General features: G+C 67.7%; 14 protein-coding genes, 1 other RNA gene and 1 pseudogene. 8 read left to right on the forward strand and 8 right to left on the reverse strand.

Annotation, left to right across the window (positions count from 1 at the left end):
- Positions 1-164 precede the first annotated feature (164 nt).
- From ssrS to BN118_RS20430, 4 genes are all read right to left on the reverse strand, one after another.
- Positions 165-350: non-coding RNA, 6S RNA (gene ssrS / locus BN118_RS19695), on the reverse strand.
- 46 nt (positions 351-396) lie between these two features.
- Positions 397-708: a cell division protein ZapA gene (locus BN118_RS16315; RefSeq protein WP_003814611.1), complete on the reverse strand. Its 312-nt coding sequence runs from the start codon at positions 706-708 to the stop codon at positions 397-399.
- The gene (locus tag BN118_RS16320) at positions 708-1,238 is read right to left on the reverse strand and encodes a hypothetical protein (RefSeq protein WP_003820745.1); all 531 of its coding nucleotides are present in this window, start codon (positions 1,236-1,238) and stop codon (positions 708-710) included. The genes BN118_RS16315 and BN118_RS16320 overlap by 1 nt, the downstream gene beginning before the upstream one ends.
- The gene (locus BN118_RS20430; RefSeq protein WP_162268687.1) at positions 1,195-1,383 is read right to left on the reverse strand and encodes a hypothetical protein; all 189 of its coding nucleotides are present in this window, start codon (positions 1,381-1,383) and stop codon (positions 1,195-1,197) included. Before BN118_RS20430 ends, BN118_RS16320 begins: the two co-directional genes overlap by 44 nt.
- Before the next feature lie 17 nt (positions 1,384-1,400).
- Between BN118_RS20430 and BN118_RS16325 the strand changes: the two genes are divergently transcribed.
- The 5 genes from BN118_RS16325 to BN118_RS16345 all read left to right on the forward strand — a co-directional run bounded on the left by BN118_RS16325 (position 1,401) and on the right by BN118_RS16345 (position 7,447).
- Positions 1,401-2,351 carry an IS481-like element IS481 family transposase gene (locus tag BN118_RS16325; RefSeq protein ID WP_010929577.1) on the forward strand — a complete coding sequence of 317 codons (951 nt, stop codon included), beginning with the start codon at positions 1,401-1,403 and terminating at the stop codon, positions 2,349-2,351.
- A gap of 289 nt (positions 2,352-2,640) precedes the next feature.
- Positions 2,641-3,105, forward strand: a complete 465-nt coding sequence (locus BN118_RS16330; protein WP_003820744.1) for a tripartite tricarboxylate transporter TctB family protein — start codon at positions 2,641-2,643, stop codon at positions 3,103-3,105.
- 14 nt (positions 3,106-3,119) lie between these two features.
- Positions 3,120-4,625 (forward strand): tripartite tricarboxylate transporter permease, encoded by a 1,506-nt coding sequence (locus tag BN118_RS16335; RefSeq protein ID WP_010931270.1) that lies wholly within the window; start codon positions 3,120-3,122, stop codon positions 4,623-4,625.
- 253 nt (positions 4,626-4,878) lie between these two features.
- A complete protein-coding gene (locus tag BN118_RS16340) occupies positions 4,879-6,486 on the forward strand; it encodes a gamma-glutamyltransferase family protein (RefSeq protein WP_010931271.1) in 1,608 nt (535 codons plus the stop codon).
- A gap of 55 nt (positions 6,487-6,541) precedes the next feature.
- Positions 6,542-7,447 (forward strand): NAD(P)-dependent oxidoreductase, encoded by a 906-nt coding sequence (locus BN118_RS16345; protein ID WP_003814620.1) that lies wholly within the window; start codon positions 6,542-6,544, stop codon positions 7,445-7,447.
- 48 nt (positions 7,448-7,495) lie between these two features.
- Here the strand turns inward: BN118_RS16345 and BN118_RS16350 are convergent.
- Together BN118_RS16350 and BN118_RS16355 are read right to left on the reverse strand one after the other, a co-directional pair.
- Positions 7,496-7,900: pseudogene (locus tag BN118_RS16350) on the reverse strand (FMN-dependent NADH-azoreductase); the annotation flags it as partial.
- Entirely contained in the window at positions 7,888-8,838 is a 951-nt protein-coding gene (locus tag BN118_RS16355) for an IS481-like element IS481 family transposase (RefSeq protein ID WP_005013747.1), read from the reverse strand. The pseudogene BN118_RS16350 and the gene BN118_RS16355, both read right to left, overlap by 13 nt.
- A 138-nt stretch (positions 8,839-8,976) precedes the next feature.
- Here BN118_RS16355 and BN118_RS16360 point away from each other — a divergent pair, with 138 nt between their 5' ends.
- From BN118_RS16360 to BN118_RS16370, 3 genes are all read left to right on the forward strand, one after another.
- Positions 8,977-9,729 (forward strand): uracil-DNA glycosylase, encoded by a 753-nt coding sequence (locus BN118_RS16360; RefSeq protein ID WP_003818450.1) that lies wholly within the window; start codon positions 8,977-8,979, stop codon positions 9,727-9,729.
- Between the two features lie 238 nt (positions 9,730-9,967).
- Positions 9,968-11,692, forward strand: a complete 1,725-nt coding sequence (locus tag BN118_RS16365; RefSeq protein WP_010931273.1) for a DEAD/DEAH box helicase — start codon at positions 9,968-9,970, stop codon at positions 11,690-11,692.
- Between the two features lie 19 nt (positions 11,693-11,711).
- Entirely contained in the window at positions 11,712-12,971 is a 1,260-nt protein-coding gene (locus BN118_RS16370) for a class I SAM-dependent methyltransferase (RefSeq protein WP_004566001.1), read from the forward strand.
- Positions 12,972-12,985: 14 nt separating this feature from the next.
- On the opposite strand, the gene BN118_RS16375 is transcribed toward BN118_RS16370, so the two are convergent.
- Both BN118_RS16375 and BN118_RS16380 read right to left on the reverse strand, forming a co-directional pair.
- Entirely contained in the window at positions 12,986-14,080 is a 1,095-nt protein-coding gene (locus tag BN118_RS16375) for a CCA tRNA nucleotidyltransferase (protein ID WP_014906030.1), read from the reverse strand.
- Entirely contained in the window at positions 14,077-16,203 is a 2,127-nt protein-coding gene (locus tag BN118_RS16380; RefSeq protein WP_080019452.1) for a lytic transglycosylase domain-containing protein, read from the reverse strand. Before BN118_RS16380 ends, BN118_RS16375 begins: the two co-directional genes overlap by 4 nt.
- Between the last annotated feature and the right edge of the window lie 7 nt (positions 16,204-16,210).

Genomic DNA, 16,210 nt, shown 5'->3' on the forward strand with positions numbered 1-16,210 from the left:
CAAGGACGGGCTGCGCGGCGGCCAGGGCCAGGGCGGCAGCGCATGCGGCACCCAGCCGGGTCAGCGAAAACGCGGAATGTCGAAGCATGGTGGACCTGTGAGGGAACGTGGGGGGAGGGAGAGAGACATCCGAAGGCAGGCCTGCGATACAGGCCTGCCTGGATAGATGCCCCGCCTGTGCCGTCAAGGCCGGCATCTCGAACCCTGAGGTTCAAGGTGGTCGCGATCCGAAGAGCATCGGGTTCGTCTACGAGTAGACGATCACTCCAACTCTACACTCCCGCAACCCATATGCCGTAAGACATAGGTTCAGAGAATGTATGGCCAAGTCACGAGCACGGCAGGGACAAACCATGAATACTGCATGAATACTGCGCGCGAGTTACCGCGTTGATGCTAGAGCAGCTTTTCCTGTCCGGACAGCGCGTCGTCCAGCATCAAATTCATTTCCTCGATTCTACGCTTGAAGTCGCCCACCGCCAAACCACCCAGCGGACCATCCGGCGCCTTCATGGCGAGCAGTTCGCCAGCGACTTGCAGCGCCGCCATCACGGCGATGCGCTCGTTGCTGGATACCTTGCCCGACCCCTGGATGCGCAGCATGAGCTGGTCGACATGGCGAACGGCGGCCATGAGCACGGGTTTTTCTTCAGCGGAACACGCCAGCGAGTAGTCGCGCCCCAGAATCGTGACGTCTACACGTTCCATTACGGTTGCTCCCCGGCCGGCGCGCCCGGCAAGCGGGCCAGCACGGCGTCGATACGTTCGCGCGCCGTCGAGGCAGCCACGCGCAGGCGCTGCAGATCGGTGTCGCGCGCCCGCAGGTTGCCCTGCAGCTCGGCCTCGCGCGCACTGACGCGGGACTCCAGCGCCTGGCGTTCGGCAGCTTCGCGCGCCAGCTGCTCGCGCAGCGCGACTTCGGTCTGCTGCGCCTCGGCCAACTGGGTCGCGGTGGCGCCGTCGTGCTCGCGCAAGCGGGCCTGCAAAGCCTGGAGCTCAGTCTCGAAATCGGCGCAACGCTGCTTGAGCTTGCGCTGTTCGGATTCGCTGTCGTTCAGGCGGACACGCAACGCGTCACGCTCGGCATGCAGATGCCGGGTGCGTTGCACCAATTGCCCGATGCGGGCGGCGAGTTGGTCGAGGTCTTGCAGCATGGGCGCTATCGTAAACCATCCGGGAACCGAACGGGCCTCTTCACGCAAGCTGAGAAACACGGCAATATTCGGTAGAACCTGCATCTGCCGCTTTGCGGCGCGGCCCAGGCGCCATAAGCGCCCGCCAGCCGGCTTGGCTTTCGGCTAGCTGTGAAGATTCAATAGGTTGTATGCATGGTTCATCCGAACCGGATTTGAGAAACTGGAAATCGCCAACCCCCCAGTTCACTCAAGGAGCCCGGCCGGATGAACACCCATAAGCATGCCCGATTGACCTTCCTACGTCGACTCGAAATGGTCCAGCAATTGATCGCCCATCAAGTTTGTGTGCCTGAAGCGGCCCGCGCCTATGGGGTCACCGCGCCGACTGTGCGCAAATGGCTGGGCCGCTTCCTGGCTCAGGGCCAGGCGGGCTTGGCCGATGCGTCCTCGCGCCCGACGGTCTCGCCCCGAGCGATTGCGCCGGCCAAGGCGCTGGCTATCGTGGAGCTGCGCCGCAAGCGGCTGACCCAAGCGCGCATCGCCCAGGCGCTGGGCGTGTCAGCCAGCACCGTCAGCCGCGTCCTGGCCCGCGCCGGTCTGTCGCACCTGGCCGACCTGGAGCCGGCCGAGCCGGTGGTGCGCTACGAGCATCAGGCCCCCGGCGATCTGCTGCACATCGACATCAAGAAGCTGGGACGTATCCAGCGCCCTGGCCACCGGGTCACGGGCAACCGACGCGATACCGTTGAGGGGGCCGGCTGGGACTTCGTCTTCGTGGCCATCGATGACCACGCCCGCGTGGCCTTCACCGACATCCACCCCGACGAGCGCTTCCCCAGCGCCGTCCAGTTCCTCAAGGACGCAGTGGCCTACTACCAGCGCCTGGGCGTGACCATCCAGCGCTTGCTCACCGACAATGGCTCGGCCTTTCGCAGCCGCGCCTTCGCCGCGCTGTGCCATGAGCTGGGCATCAAGCACCGCTTTACCCGACCTTACCGCCCACAGACCAATGGCAAGGCCGAACGCTTCATCCAGTCGGCCTTGCGTGAGTGGGCTTACGCTCACACCTACCAGAACTCCCAACACCGAGCCGATGCCATGAAATCCTGGCTACACCACTACAACTGGCATCGACCCCACCAAGGCATCGGGCGCGCTGTACCCATCTCCAGACTCAACCTGGACAAATACAACCTATTGACAGTTCACAGCTAGCTGTCTGCAAACTTTCAATTTGCTTTCATTCCGGCTTCGCCACCGCGATCCCGTTACACATTCAAGCCCCTGCAGGTGCATTTCTAGGGAAAACCCCGAGCAACTGGCGGAAAACCAGGGTTTCCAGCGCCCTTGCCCTCCATTACCATTCGGCCTTCAAAAATACGCAAGAGCCGATTTACAGAAAACCAAACGGCACCACCAAGTGCCTTTTTTGTGCCCGCCACCCAGCACGAGCCGGAGCAGGCAGTCTTTTAAATACATGCTGTAAAACAGGAGCCAACCAATCATGCAGCTACGCAATCGACAGGACTTCTGGTCGGGGGTGATGTTCATCGTCCTCGGACTGGGATTTTCCTGGCAAGCCAGCAGCTACCAAATGGGTACTGCCGCCCGCATGGGGCCGGGATACTTTCCTTTCTGGCTGGGGCTCGTCCTGGCTTTGTTGGGCGCCATCGTGCTGATCAGCGCGCTGTCCAAGAAAGCCACAGAGACAGCGGTCGAAGGCTTCGATTGGCGCATCGTTTTCCTGGTGGTGGGCTCGGTCGTCCTGTACGCCCTGATCCTCAAGCCGCTGGGTGTCTATCTGTCCGTCTTCATCCTCGTGGTAGTCAGCAGCCTGGCCAGCCACGAATTCAGTTGGAAGGTGGCCGTTGCCAACGGCATCTTCCTCGTGGTCTTCAGCTATCTGGCGTTCATCAAGGGACTCGGCCTGATTTTCCCGCTGTGGCCGTCGTTTCTGGGCATGAACTAAGGAGACCATGAATCATGGAATTGTTTGACAACCTGATGCTGGGTTTCTCGGTGGCGTTCACCCCCGAGAACCTGGCGTACGCATTGCTCGGCTGCATCCTGGGCACCCTGATCGGCGTGTTGCCGGGCATCGGCCCGGTTCCGACCATCGCCATGCTGCTGCCCATCACCTATGTGCTGCCGCCGGTGGCCGGCCTGATCATGCTTGCCGGTATTTACTACGGCGCCCAGTACGGCGGCTCGACCACGACCATCCTGGTCGCGCTACCCGGCGAGACGTCAGCGGTGGTGACCGTGCTCGACGGCCACCAGATGGCCCGCAATGGCCGCGCCGGCGCCGCCCTGGCCATCGCCGCCCTGGGCTCGTTCTTCGCCGGTTGCGTCGCCACGCTGCTGCTGGCTGCCTTCGCGCCCCCGCTGGCCGAAGTCTCCTTCAAGTTCGGCCCGGCCGAATACTTCTCGCTCATGGTGCTGGGCCTGGTGGGTGCGGTGGTGCTGGCTTCGGGCTCGCTGCCCAAGGCCATCGCCATGATCATCCTCGGCCTGCTGCTGGGCATGGTCGGCACCGACGTGAACTCCGGCGTGGCCCGCTATGACTTCGGCATCCCCGAGCTGCAGGACGGCATCGACTTCGCCATCGTCGCCATGGGCGTGTTCGGCTTCGCCGAAATCATGACCAACCTGGAGCAGAAGGAAAACCGCGTCGACATCACCGACAAGATCGGCTCGCTGTATCCGAACTTCCAGGAATTCAAGGAAGCCGCCCCGGCCGTGGTGCGCGGCACCGCCCTGGGTTCGGCCCTGGGCATCCTGCCGGGCGGCGGCGCCGTGCTGTCCTCGTTCGCCTCCTACACGCTCGAGAAGAAAATCTCGAAGAACCCGGAGCGCTTCGGCAAGGGCCACCCGGCCGGCCTGGCCGGTCCCGAGTCGGCCAACAACGCGGCCGCGCAGACCTCGTTCATCCCGCTGCTGACCCTGGGCATCCCGGGCAACGCGGTGATGGCGCTGATGGTCGGCGCGATGACCATCCACAACATCCAGCCGGGCCCGCAGGTCATGACCAGCCACCCCGAGCTGTTCTGGGGCCTGATCGCCTCGATGTGGATCGGCAACCTGATGCTGGTGGTGCTGAACCTGCCGCTGATCGGCCTGTGGGTCAAGCTGCTGAAAGTGCCCTACCGCATCCTGTTCCCGGCCATCCTGGTGTTCTGCACCATCGGCGTGTACTCGTTGAACTACAACACGTTCGACATCTTCATGACCGCGGCCTTCGGCGTGGTGGGCTACGTGTGGGCCAAGCTGAAATGCGAAGGCGCGCCGCTGCTGCTGGGCCTGGTGCTGGGCCCCATGATGGAAGAGAACTTCCGGCGCGCGCTGCTGCTGTCGCGTGGCGACTTCAGCACCTTCGTGACGCGCCCGCTGTCGGCGACCCTGCTGGCCGTCGCGCTCTTCCTGGTGGTGCTGGTGGCGCTGCCGGCGATCCGCAAGAAGCGCGAGGAAACCTTCGTCGAGGAAGAATGATCCCTCGATGCAGCCGGCGCCTGCCGGCCGGCGCGAACCGGGCCCTCGGGCCCGGTTTTTTTTTGCCTCGGCTTCGCAGTGCCGCATGCCTGTCCTGCCCCGACGCGCGGGGTGCCGGTCCCCGCAGGGACGGGCGCCCCATACGCCATGGGCACCAGGCCGTAAGATTTCAAACTGCAACCAATCACAACAAATTTGACATGAATCGGCCGCGAGTGCGTTAAGCTACGGGTTTACCCGTGTCTATCGGCTTGTGATGAAGTTCGATTGGAACAACCCCTACCCCAGCACCCGGATTCCTGTTTTCGCGCGCAACGTGGTCGCCACGTCCCACCCGCTGGCGGCGCAGGCCGGGCTGCGCATCCTGGCGCTCGGGGGCAACGCCGCGGATGCGGCGGTGGCCAGCGCCGCGACGCTGGCGCTGGTCGAGCCAGCCAGCAATGGCCTGGGCTCGGATTGTTTCGCCCTGGTCTGGGATGGCGCCCGCCTGCATGGCCTGAACGCCTCGGGCACCGCCCCGGCGGCGTGGAGCCCCGGCTATTTCCAGCGCAAGCATCAGGGCGCGATCCCGCTGCGCGGCTGGGACAGCGTGACCATACCGGGCTGCGTGGCGGGCTGGGCCAGCCTGCACGACAAGCTGGGCAGCCTGCCCTTCGCCGACGTGCTGGCGCCCGCCATCGAATATGCCGAGCGCGGCTTCGCGGTGCCCCCGACGGTGCAGCGAAGATGGGCTGACCAGGTGGACCCGCTGCGCAGCCTGCCCGGATTCGCCGAACACTTCCTGCCGCATGGACGCGCGCCCGAGGTGGGCGAGCATTTCGTGCTGGCGGGCGCGGCCGCCACGCTGCGGCGCATTGCCGCCAGCGGCGGACGCGATTTCTACGAAGGCGAAACAGCGCAGAAGCTGGTGGCGCACGCGCAGGCCCACGAGGCGGCGCTGACGCTGGGCGACCTGCGCGATTATGCGCCGCAATGGGTCGAGCCCATCAGCCAGGCCTACCGCGGCCATGCGTTGCACCAGCTGCCGCCCAATGGGCAGGGCCTGGCGGCCCTGATCGCGCTGGGGATCGTCGAACACTTCGACCTGGCATCGCGCCCCGCCGAACATCCGGATACCCAGCACATCCTGATCGAAGCCATGAAGCTGGCGTTTGCCGATGTCCATGCGCACGTGGCCGACGCGGCGCACATACGCATTCGCGTCGAACAGCTGCTGGACCCGGCCTACCTGGCCGAACGCGCGCGCCTGATCGACCTGCGCCGCGCTCGCGTCTACAACGCCGCGCAGGCGCCGCAAGGCGGCACCGTCTACCTCGCATGCGCCGACCGCAATGGCATGATGGTCAGTTTCACCCAGTCCAATTACATGGGGTTCGGATCCGGCATCGTGGTGCCGGGCACCGGCATCAGCCTGCAGAACCGCGGCTGCTGCTTCAGCATGGACCCCGATCATCCGAACGTCGTGGGCGGCGGCAAGCGTCCGTTCCACACCGGCATTCCCGCCTTCCTGACGCAGGATGGCGCGCCACTGATGAGTTTCGGCATCATGGGCGGCAACATGCAGCCGCAGGGACATCTGCAGGCGCTGGTGCGCATGCTCGACTATCGGCAGCAGCCGCAGGCGGCATGCGATGCGCCGCGCTGGAAATGGAACCGCGGACTCTCGGTCGATATCGAGGCCGCCATGCCCGCGCAGGTGACCGACGCCCTGCGTGCCCGCGGCCATATCGTGGAGGTCGCGGCGCCGGCCGACAAGGATTTCGGTTCGGGCCAGTTCATCTGGCGCCTGGGGGATCCGGCGGTCGATGGCTATGTCGCGGCCAGCGACAGCCGCCGCGACGGACTCGCCGCGGGCTTTTGATTGCGTTAAGGTTACTGTCCTGTATCCCAACAGCGCCCTTTAACGGAGATCCGGCATAGCCACCATCGGCTCGAAGACGTACGACACCACCACCCCGCGCAACGTCGCTTTCCTGGGCCTGGGCGTCATGGGCCTGCCCATGGCCGGTCACCTGGCCCGCGCGGGCCATCAGGTCACGGTCTACAACCGCACGGCAGCCAAGGCGCAGGCCTGGGCCGCCGAATTCGGCGGCAAGGCCGCCGCCACGCCGCGCGAAGCCGCGGCAGGCGCGCAAATCGTGTTCTGCTGTGTCGGCAACGACGACGACCTGCGCAGCGTGGTGCTGGGCGCGGACGGCGCCTTCGCCGGCATGCAGGCCGGCGCGGTCTTCGTCGACCACACCACCGCCTCGGCCGATGTGGCGCGCGAACTCTATGCGGCGGCGCGCGAACTGAATCTGCAGTTCATCGATGCGCCGGTCTCCGGCGGCCAGGCCGGCGCCGTCAATGGCGCGCTGACCATCATGTGCGGCGGCGACAGCGCCACGTTCGAGGACATCAAGCCCGTGGCGCACGCCTTCGGCCGCGCCGTGACGCTGGTGGGCCCGCCGGGAGCCGGCCAGCTGGCCAAGATGGTCAACCAGGTCTGCATCGCCGGCGTGGTGCAAGGCCTGTCCGAAGCCATCGCTTTCGGCCAGACCGCGGGATTGGACATGAAGCTGGTGCTGGATGTGATCAGCAAGGGCGCCGCGCAAAGCTGGCAGATGGAAAACCGCGGCGCCACGATGGTGGACGACCAGTTCGATTTCGGTTTCGCCGTGGACTGGATGCGCAAGGACCTCGGCCTGGTGCTGGCAGAGGCGCGCAACAATGGCGCACGCCTGCCGCTGACCGCCCTGGTGGACCAGTTTTACGGCGATGTGCAGAAAATGGGCGGCAACCGCTGGGATACGTCCAGCCTCATCAAGCGGCTGCGCGACTGAGGCCGCGGCGCCGGCCGCTCGCAGCCCGGGCGGCCGGCGCCCGTTCGATCAGGCCGCCGCCAGACCCTGGCGCGCATCAAGCGACAGCGCATCGATGCGCTGCCTGGCCAGGGCCAACCCTTCCTGGGCGGCCAGCTCGCCCATCGCCATGCCTTCGGCCGCGATGAACGTCACGTCGGTCATGCCCAGGAAGGCCAGCATCTGCTTCAGGTAGGGCGTCATCGTGTCGTCGGGCGTACCCTCGGACTTGCCGCCGCGAGCGATCAGCACCAGCACCTGCTTGCCCTGCACCAGGCCTTCGGGCTTGCCTTCGGCCGTATAGCGGAACGTCACGCCGGCGCGGGCGATATGGTCGATATAGCTCTTGAACTGGGCCGGCAGATTGAAGTTGTAGACCGGCACGGCGAAGACGATGCGATCGGCATCGAAGAGTTCGGCGACTAGGTGTGAACTGTCAATAGGTTGTATTCGTCCAGGTTGAGTCTGGAGATGGGTACAGCGCGCCCGATGCCTTGGTGGGGTCGATGCCAGTTGTAGTGGTGTAGCCAGGATTTCATGGCATCGGCTCGGTGTTGGGAGTTCTGGTAGGTGTGAGCGTAAGCCCACTCACGCAAGGCCGACTGGATGAAGCGTTCGGCCTTGCCATTGGTCTGTGGGCGGTAAGGTCGGGTAAAGCGGTGCTTGATGCCCAGCTCATGGCACAGCGCGGCGAAGGCGCGGCTGCGAAAGGCCGAGCCATTGTCGGTGAGCAAGCGCTGGATGGTCACGCCCAGGCGCTGGTAGTAGGCCACTGCGTCCTTGAGGAACTGGACGGCGCTGGGGAAGCGCTCGTCGGGGTGGATGTCGGTGAAGGCCACGCGGGCGTGGTCATCGATGGCCACGAAGACGAAGTCCCAGCCGGCCCCCTCAACGGTATCGCGTCGGTTGCCCGTGACCCGGTGGCCAGGGCGCTGGATACGTCCCAGCTTCTTGATGTCGATGTGCAGCAGATCGCCGGGGGCCTGATGCTCGTAGCGCACCACCGGCTCGGCCGGCTCCAGGTCGGCCAGGTGCGACAGACCGGCGCGGGCCAGGACGCGGCTGACGGTGCTGGCTGACACGCCCAGCGCCTGGGCGATGCGCGCTTGGGTCAGCCGCTTGCGGCGCAGCTCCACGATAGCCAGCGCCTTGGCCGGCGCAATCGCTCGGGGCGAGACCGTCGGGCGCGAGGACGCATCGGCCAAGCCCGCCTGGCCCTGAGCCAGGAAGCGGCCCAGCCATTTGCGCACAGTCGGCGCGGTGACCCCATAGGCGCGGGCCGCTTCAGGCACACAAACTTGATGGGCGATCAATTGCTGGACCATTTCGAGTCGACGTAGGAAGGTCAATCGGGCATGCTTATGGGTGTTCATCCGGCCGGGCTCCTTGAGTGAACTGGGAGGTTGGCGATTTCCAGTTTCTCAAATCCGGTTCGGATGAACCATGCATACAACCTATTGAATCTTCACAGCTAGCCGGAACGCCGACCGGCCTGTGCCACAATCGCGTCCATGCCGAACGACAACCGCCTCGCCCCCGCCGCGCTCGCCGCCCAGGCGGCCGCCCTGCCCGCCGCCTGGCGCCACGTCCTGGAACAACCCGCCGTGGCGCGCGCCTTCGCATCCGTTCTCGGACACGTCGAACAACGCCTGGCCGAGGGCGCCGTGGTCTACCCGGCCGCGCCCTTTCGCGCCCTGGACCAGCTCGCCCCGGCGGACGTGCGCGTCGTGATCCTGGGCCAGGACCCTTACCACGGGCCCGGCCAGGCCCAGGGCCTGGCCTTTTCGGTGCCGGACGACTGCAAGTGCCCGCCCAGCCTGCGCAACATCTTCAACGAGATCGCGGTGGACTATCCGCGCCCGACGCGCCATGACCTGTCGGCCTGGACGCGCCAGGGCGTGCTGCTGCTCAATACCTCGCTGACGGTGGAAGACGGCCAGCCCGGCTCGCATGCCAAGCGCGGCTGGGAAACCGTCACCGACGCCCTGATCGCCGAGGTGGCACGCGACCCGTCCCCCAAAGTCTTCCTGCTATGGGGCGCGCATGCGCAGGCCAAGCAGGCGCTGGTGCCGGCCGACGCCGGGCACCTGGTGCTGGCGGCCAACCACCCGTCGCCCCTGTCGGCGCGCCGCCCCCCGGTGCCCTTTGTCGGTTGCGGCCATTTCCGCCAGACCAATGCGTGGCTGCAACAACGCGGCCAGAAACCGGTAGATTGGTCGGGTGAGCAAAATAATGCTTCCCGTCAAGGGGAATTCGCGTTATGATCGCTGCACTGCACAAACCAGATTCGGCATACACGCGCTTTTGATGCGCATTCGACGCAGTCTTTCCGGCACGGCTACACGCTGCCGGCCCATGCCGAAGCTCATCGCTTCCTGACCTCTTTCCTTTCGCCCCGCGCTTGAAGTTGCAAGCGCAATCCGCGCACGGTTGATTCGGTCGGCACGATGCTCCATCAACCGCTGCCCGGACCGACACCTTTTCCCTTGTTCGGCCTGGCGCATGCATATGCGCCGCTATATGCGGCAAGGAAAAGCTATGTCTTTCGAAGACTTGGGCTTGGCGCCCACTATTCTCTCGGCCCTGAGCGAGGCCGGTTTCACCGAACCCACTTCGGTGCAAGCCGCTGCCATTCCCCAGGCCATGGCCGGCGCCGACCTGATGGTCTCTTCGCAAACCGGTAGCGGCAAGACCGCCGCGTTCATGCTGCCGGCGCTCAACCGCATCGCCCACCAGCCCGGCAACAAGGGCGTCGGCGTGCAAGTGCTGGTGCTGACCCCGACGCGCGAACTGGCGCTGCAGGTCGCCGACGCCACGGCGTCGTATGGCCGCAACCTGCCCGGCCTGCGCACCGCCACCGTCGTGGGCGGCATGCCCTATGGCGCGCAGCTCAAGGCGCTGTCGCGCCGCGTCGACGTGCTGGTGGCCACCCCAGGCCGCCTGATCGACCACCTGAAAGCCGGCCGCGTCAAACTGAATACCGTGCACACCCTGGTGCTGGACGAAGCCGACCGCATGCTGGACATGGGCTTCATCGAAGATATCGAAACCATCATCGAGCGCCTGCCGAAAGAGCGCCAGACCCTACTGTTCTCGGCCACCCTGGACGGCAGCGTGGCGCGCCTGGCCGAGCGCATGATGCGCGAGCCACAGCGCATCGAAATCGCCGGCCATCGCCAGAAGCACGCCAACATCACGCAAAGCCTGCTGTACGCCGACGACGCCGCGCACAAGATGCGCCTGCTGGACCACGTGCTGCGCGACGCGCGCCTGGACCAGGCCATCGTGTTCACGGCCACCAAGCGTGGCGCCGACGACCTGGCAGACCGCCTGGCCGACCAGGGCTTTGCCGCCGCGGCGCTGCATGGCGACATGAACCAGCGCCAGCGCACCCGTACGCTGGGCCAGCTGCAACGCGGCCAGCTGCGCGTGCTGGTGGCGACCGACGTGGCCGCCCGCGGCATCGACGTGCAAGGCATCAGCCACGCCGTCAACTTCGACCTGCCCCTGCAGGCCGAGGATTACGTGCACCGCATCGGCCGCACCGGCCGTGCCGGCCGCGACGGCCAGGCCTTCACGCTGGCCACGCACGCCGAACGCCACAAAGTGCGCCGCATCGAGCACTACATCGGCCAGTCGATCAACGCCGAAGTCATCGCCGGCCTGGAGCCGCAGCGCACTCCGCGCCCGAGCACGGGCGGCCCGCGCCGCGGCGGCAAGCCGATGGGCGGCAAGCGTCCCGGCGGCTACGGCGCGCCGCGCGAGTTCGGCGATCGGCCCCAGCGCCCCTATGGCGACCGTCCGCAACGCGACTTCGGCGATCGGCCCCAACGCGACGCCAGCGACCGCCCGCAGCGCAGCTTCGGCGATCGTCCCCAGCGCGATTTCGGTGACCGGCCCCAGCGCCCCTACGGCGACCGTCCGCAACGCGACTTCGGCGATCGTCCGCAACGCGATTTCGGTGACCGTCCCCAGCGCCCCTACGGCGACCGTCCGCAGCGCGACTTCGGCGATCGCCCGCAGCGCAGCTTCGGTGACCGTCCGCAACGCGACGTCGGTGACCGTCCGCAACGCGACTTCGGCGACCGCCCGCAGCGCAGCTTCGGCGACCATCCCCAGCGCGAAGGCGGCTGGCATGGCGCCCCGCGTGAAGGCCGTTCGTTCGACAAGCGCCCCGGCGGCCCCGCCAAGCGCTTTGCCAAGCCGGCCGCGCCCCGCCGCGGCTAAGGCCTGACCCAACCGGACCATGCGGCGCGGGCCTGCCCGCGCCGCTGCGCTCCACCGGGCGTTTTCCCTTCATGGGAAAATAGCAGTCATGCAACGCCCTGCTTCCTCTTCGCTTCCCCCTCTCGACCCCGCCGCCAGCGCGCATAGCGCGAGCGTGGCCCGGCACCTGCGTGCGGCCATCGCCGCCGCCGGCGGCTGGCTGCCGTTCTCGCAATGGATGTCCGCCGCGCTGTACGCGCCCGGGCTGGGTTATTACACCGCGGGCGCCACCAAGCTGGCCTCGCCCGCCGATGCGCAAGGCCCGGCCCTGCCGGCCGGCGACTTCGTCACCGCCCCCGAACTGACTCCGCTGTTCGCCGCCACCGTGGCGCGCCAGGTCGCGCAGGTCCTGCGCGCAACCGACACCGCCAGCGTGCTCGAATTCGGCGCGGGCACCGGCGCGCTGGCCGAAGGCGTGCTGCGCGCGCTCGCTGGCATGGACTGCCCGGCGCGCTACCTGATCGTGGAAGTCTCGGCCGATCTGCGGCAACGACAGCAGTCCCGCCTGGCGCCATTCGGCGATCGGGTGCAATGGCTGGACCAGCTGCCCGATGCGTTCGCCGGCTGCGTGCTCGGCAACGAAGTGCTCGACGCCATGCCGGCCACGCTGTTTCGCTGGAGCGAGACCGGCACGGTGCAGGAGCGTGGCGTCACCGTGGACGCCGACGGCGCATTCGCCTGGCAGGATCGCGACGCCGACGCCCCCCTCGCGCAAGCCGTGGCGCAACGCATGCCGCCGCTGCCCGGCTACGTATCGGAAATCAACCTGCAAGCCGAGGCCTGGGTCCGCGGCATGGGCCTGTGGCTGCAACGCGGCGCGGCGCTGCTGCTGGACTACGGATTTCCGCGCAGCGAGTACTACCATCCGCAACGCGCCGGCGGCACGCTGATGTGCCACCTTCGCCACCATGCCCACGCGGACCCATTCGTCGCGCCGGGCCTGCAGGACATCACCAGCCACGTCGATTTCACCGCCATGGCCGATGCCGCGCTGGCCGGCGGCCTGCAGGTGCTGGGCTATCTCTCGCAGGCGCGCTTCCTGGTGAACGCCGGCCTGCTCGACGCGCTTTCGCAGCTGGATCCGGCCGATGCGCGCGCCTACGCGCAAGCCGTGGCGCCGGTGCAGAAACTGCTGTCCGAAGCGGAAATGGGCGAACTGTTCAAAGTGCTGGCCGTGGGCCGCGACATGCCCGAACCCTTGCTGGGCTTTGCCCGCGGCGACCGGCGCGGCACCCTGTAGCGCCGGCGCAATTCCTACGCGCCGCCCAGCGCCTGCAAGCGCGCCTGGCGCAGCGCCGGCTTGATGCGCGCCGGATCGCCGGCGCATTGCCGCGCGATCGCGCCGGCGTCGATGGCGCGCACGGCCTGCACGCGCGCGCGCCAGGCGGACAGGTCCACCGGCGCCACGATCGCCGCCGCCTGCAGCAGCGCGTCGAAACGCTCGGGCTTGCGCAAGGCGTCGCAGCGCTCGATCAGGTCCAGTTGCGCGGCCGGCGTCGCGCTGGCGGCCAGCGCGTCGACCGCCAGCGGCAGCAGGCGAGCCTGATCCATGCATTCGACCGGCGCGCGCAGCCGGCGGCCCAGCGCGTCGCGCTCGGGCGTATGGCGACACAGCAAGGCATAGCGGCCGGCCAGCGGCAGGCCCGCGGCCGCGGCGCGATCGATCTCGGCGCGCACCGCCGTGTCGTCGTGCAACTCGGGCATCACGCGCGCCAGCGCGCCGGCCCGGGCCAGCACATCCAGCATGCGCGACGGCGCCTGCGCCATCAACCCGCGCGACACTTCTTTCCAGACCCGCTCGGGCACCAGCGCATCGGCCTCGCCGGCCTCGACCATGCGGCGGCACAGCTGCATGGTTTCCGGCGCGATGCTGAAGTCGCCAAAGCGCGCGGCAAAACGGCCCAGACGCAGGATGCGCACCGGGTCCTCGGCGAAGGCCTCGCCCACGTGGCGCAGCACGCGGGCCCGTACATCGGCCACGCCATCGAGCGGGTCGACCAGTTCGCCCTGCGGCGTGCGGGCGATCACATTGACCGTCAGGTCGCGCCGCTGCAGGTCCTGCTCCAGCGTAACGTCGGCGCCGGTGTAGAAGGTGAACCCCTTGTAGCCGCGTCCCGACTTGCGTTCGGTGCGCGCCAGCGCGTATTCCTCTTTCGTGCGCGGATGCAGGAACACGGGGAAATCTCCGCCCACCGGGATGAAGCCGCGCCGCGCCATGTCCTCGGGCGTGGCGCCCACCACGACCCAGTCGCGATCGCCGGCCGGCAGGCCAAGCAGGTCGTCGCGCACCGCGCCGCCGACGATGTAGACCCGCAGCCCGGCAACGCCTGGATCGTCGGTCCTGCTCATCGCTGGTTGGTGGCCAGGGCCGCCTGCGGCGGCACGATGCTGCCCAGGCGCTCTTTCAGCGATTGCGGTTGTCCGCTGAACATGGCGGCGTAGTACACGGCGTTGGACATGACGTTCTTGACGTACAGGCGCGTCTCGTTGAACGGGATGGTTTCGGCGAAGATGGCGCCTTCGACCGGGTGGCCGAACGAGGCGCGCCAATTGCGCGGACGGCCCGGCCCGGCGTTGTAGCCGGCGCTGGCCAATACCTGGGAACCATCCAGCCCCTGCAGCACGATGTTCAGGTACTGCGTGCCGAGCTCGGTATTGACGTCGAAATCGTTGACCGAGCCAGGCCGGAAATCGCTCATGCCGATCTTGCCCGCCACCCATTTGGCGGTGGCCGGCATCAGCTGCATCAAGCCGGACGCGCCCGCGTGCGAGCGCGCATCCATGATGAAGCGCGATTCCTGGCGGATCAGGCCATACACCCAGGCCGGGTCCAGGTCGATGGCGCGCGCCTTGGCGCTGACCCGGCCTTCGAAGGGCGCGATGAAGCGCTGGCTGAAATCGAACTGCTCGGCGGTGCGCTCGGAGGTATTGACCACGCGGTCGTAGATGCCCTCGGCGCGCGCCAGCTCGGCGGCGGCGAACAGCTGGCGGTCGGACATGCCGCGCAGCGAGAAATTCCACTCCGGCACGGCTTCGGCGCGCCAGCCCAGGCGGAACAGGTAGATCGCGCGGCGCAGGCCGGGATGCGCGCGGGCCTCGGCGATCTCGGCATCGGTGACCGGCGCGGGCGCCGGCGGCACGGTGATGCGGCGGCCCAGTTCCTCGGCGGCCAGCTGGCCATAGAAATTGAACTGGTCGGCGATGCTGGCATAGGCCTGGCTGGCCTGCTGGGCGCGGCCCAGCGCGGCCTGGCCGCGGGCCTTCCAGTACACCCACACGGGCTCGGCCTGCTGCGACGGCGGCATGCCCTCGATGGCCTCGATGACCCATTTCCAGTCGATGCGCGGCTGGCGCAAGGCCGAGCGCACTTTCCAGGCATGGCTGTACTCGGTCATGCGCACCGCGCCCGCTTCGCGGTACCACTCGTAGGCGCGCGGATCCTGGTTGAGCACCGCCACCAGCGCGTACTGGCTGCGCACCCAGGCCAGGTTCTGCCTGGGCAGGTGGCGCGACCATTCGCGCCGCAGGTACGAGTCCGCCACGCTCACATCCGGCTTGTTCAGGCGGGCCAGGGCCAGCGTGACCAGCTCCTTCTCGTTGCGCCCGACCGGCGACTTGTCCTGGCGGACCAGCCACTTCATCGGGTTTTTCATCATCTGGTCGTAGCTCTTCTGGTCTTTCGGCTCGAAGATGTATTGCGCCAGCTTGCGCGCATCGGACAGCTTGCCGGCCTCGATGGCGTCGCGCAGCTGCGGCTGGATCTCGTCCCAGCCCAGCACCCCGTCGGCCACCAGTTGGTCGTACAGGGCCCAACAGGCCGTGCCCGGCGCGAACGCCGCCACGGCCTCGGCGGCGCTGGCGCGCTGCCCGGTCATGTGGCGCGCGTCGAGCCCGGCGCAGGCGATCTGCGCATTGCCCTGCTTGACCGGCCCCAGGCGGCGCACGGTCTCGAAGTCTCCGGCGCGCGCCGCCGCCTGGATCCAGTCGCCGCGCAGGCGGTCCTCCAGGTAGCTGCCGGCATGCGCGGCCAGGAACCGCTGCAGTTCCGCGTCCGGCCGGCGGCCGCCGGGCGGACTCCAGAGCTGGTAGCGCAGCAGCCAGTACTCCGGGTACATGCCCAGCGGATCCGTCCTGGCTTGCGGCGCCAGCGCGCCGAGCACGGACCACTGCTTGCGCTGGGACGCTTCGCGCGCGGCCACCACGGCCTGCTGGGCGGGAGTCTGCGGCGCCGGCGGCAAGCCGGCCAGCACCGCCGGCGGCACCGCGATGGGCCGCCTGGCCTGTTCGGCATCGGGCGCGGCCTGCATCGGCACCGCGGCAGGCGCGGTGCTGGCCGCGGCGCGTTGCTGCGCGTCCACCGGCGCACAGGCCGCCGTGAAAAGCGCCAGCACCGGCAGCCAGCCACGCATGCCGTCGGCCGCGTCACGGAGCGCCAATTTCTGATACCGTCTTGCTTCAAGCACTCGTTTCATCGCCAGG

This window comes from Bordetella pertussis 18323 (assembly GCF_000306945.1).
Lineage (GTDB): Bacteria > Pseudomonadota > Gammaproteobacteria > Burkholderiales > Burkholderiaceae_B > Bordetella > Bordetella pertussis.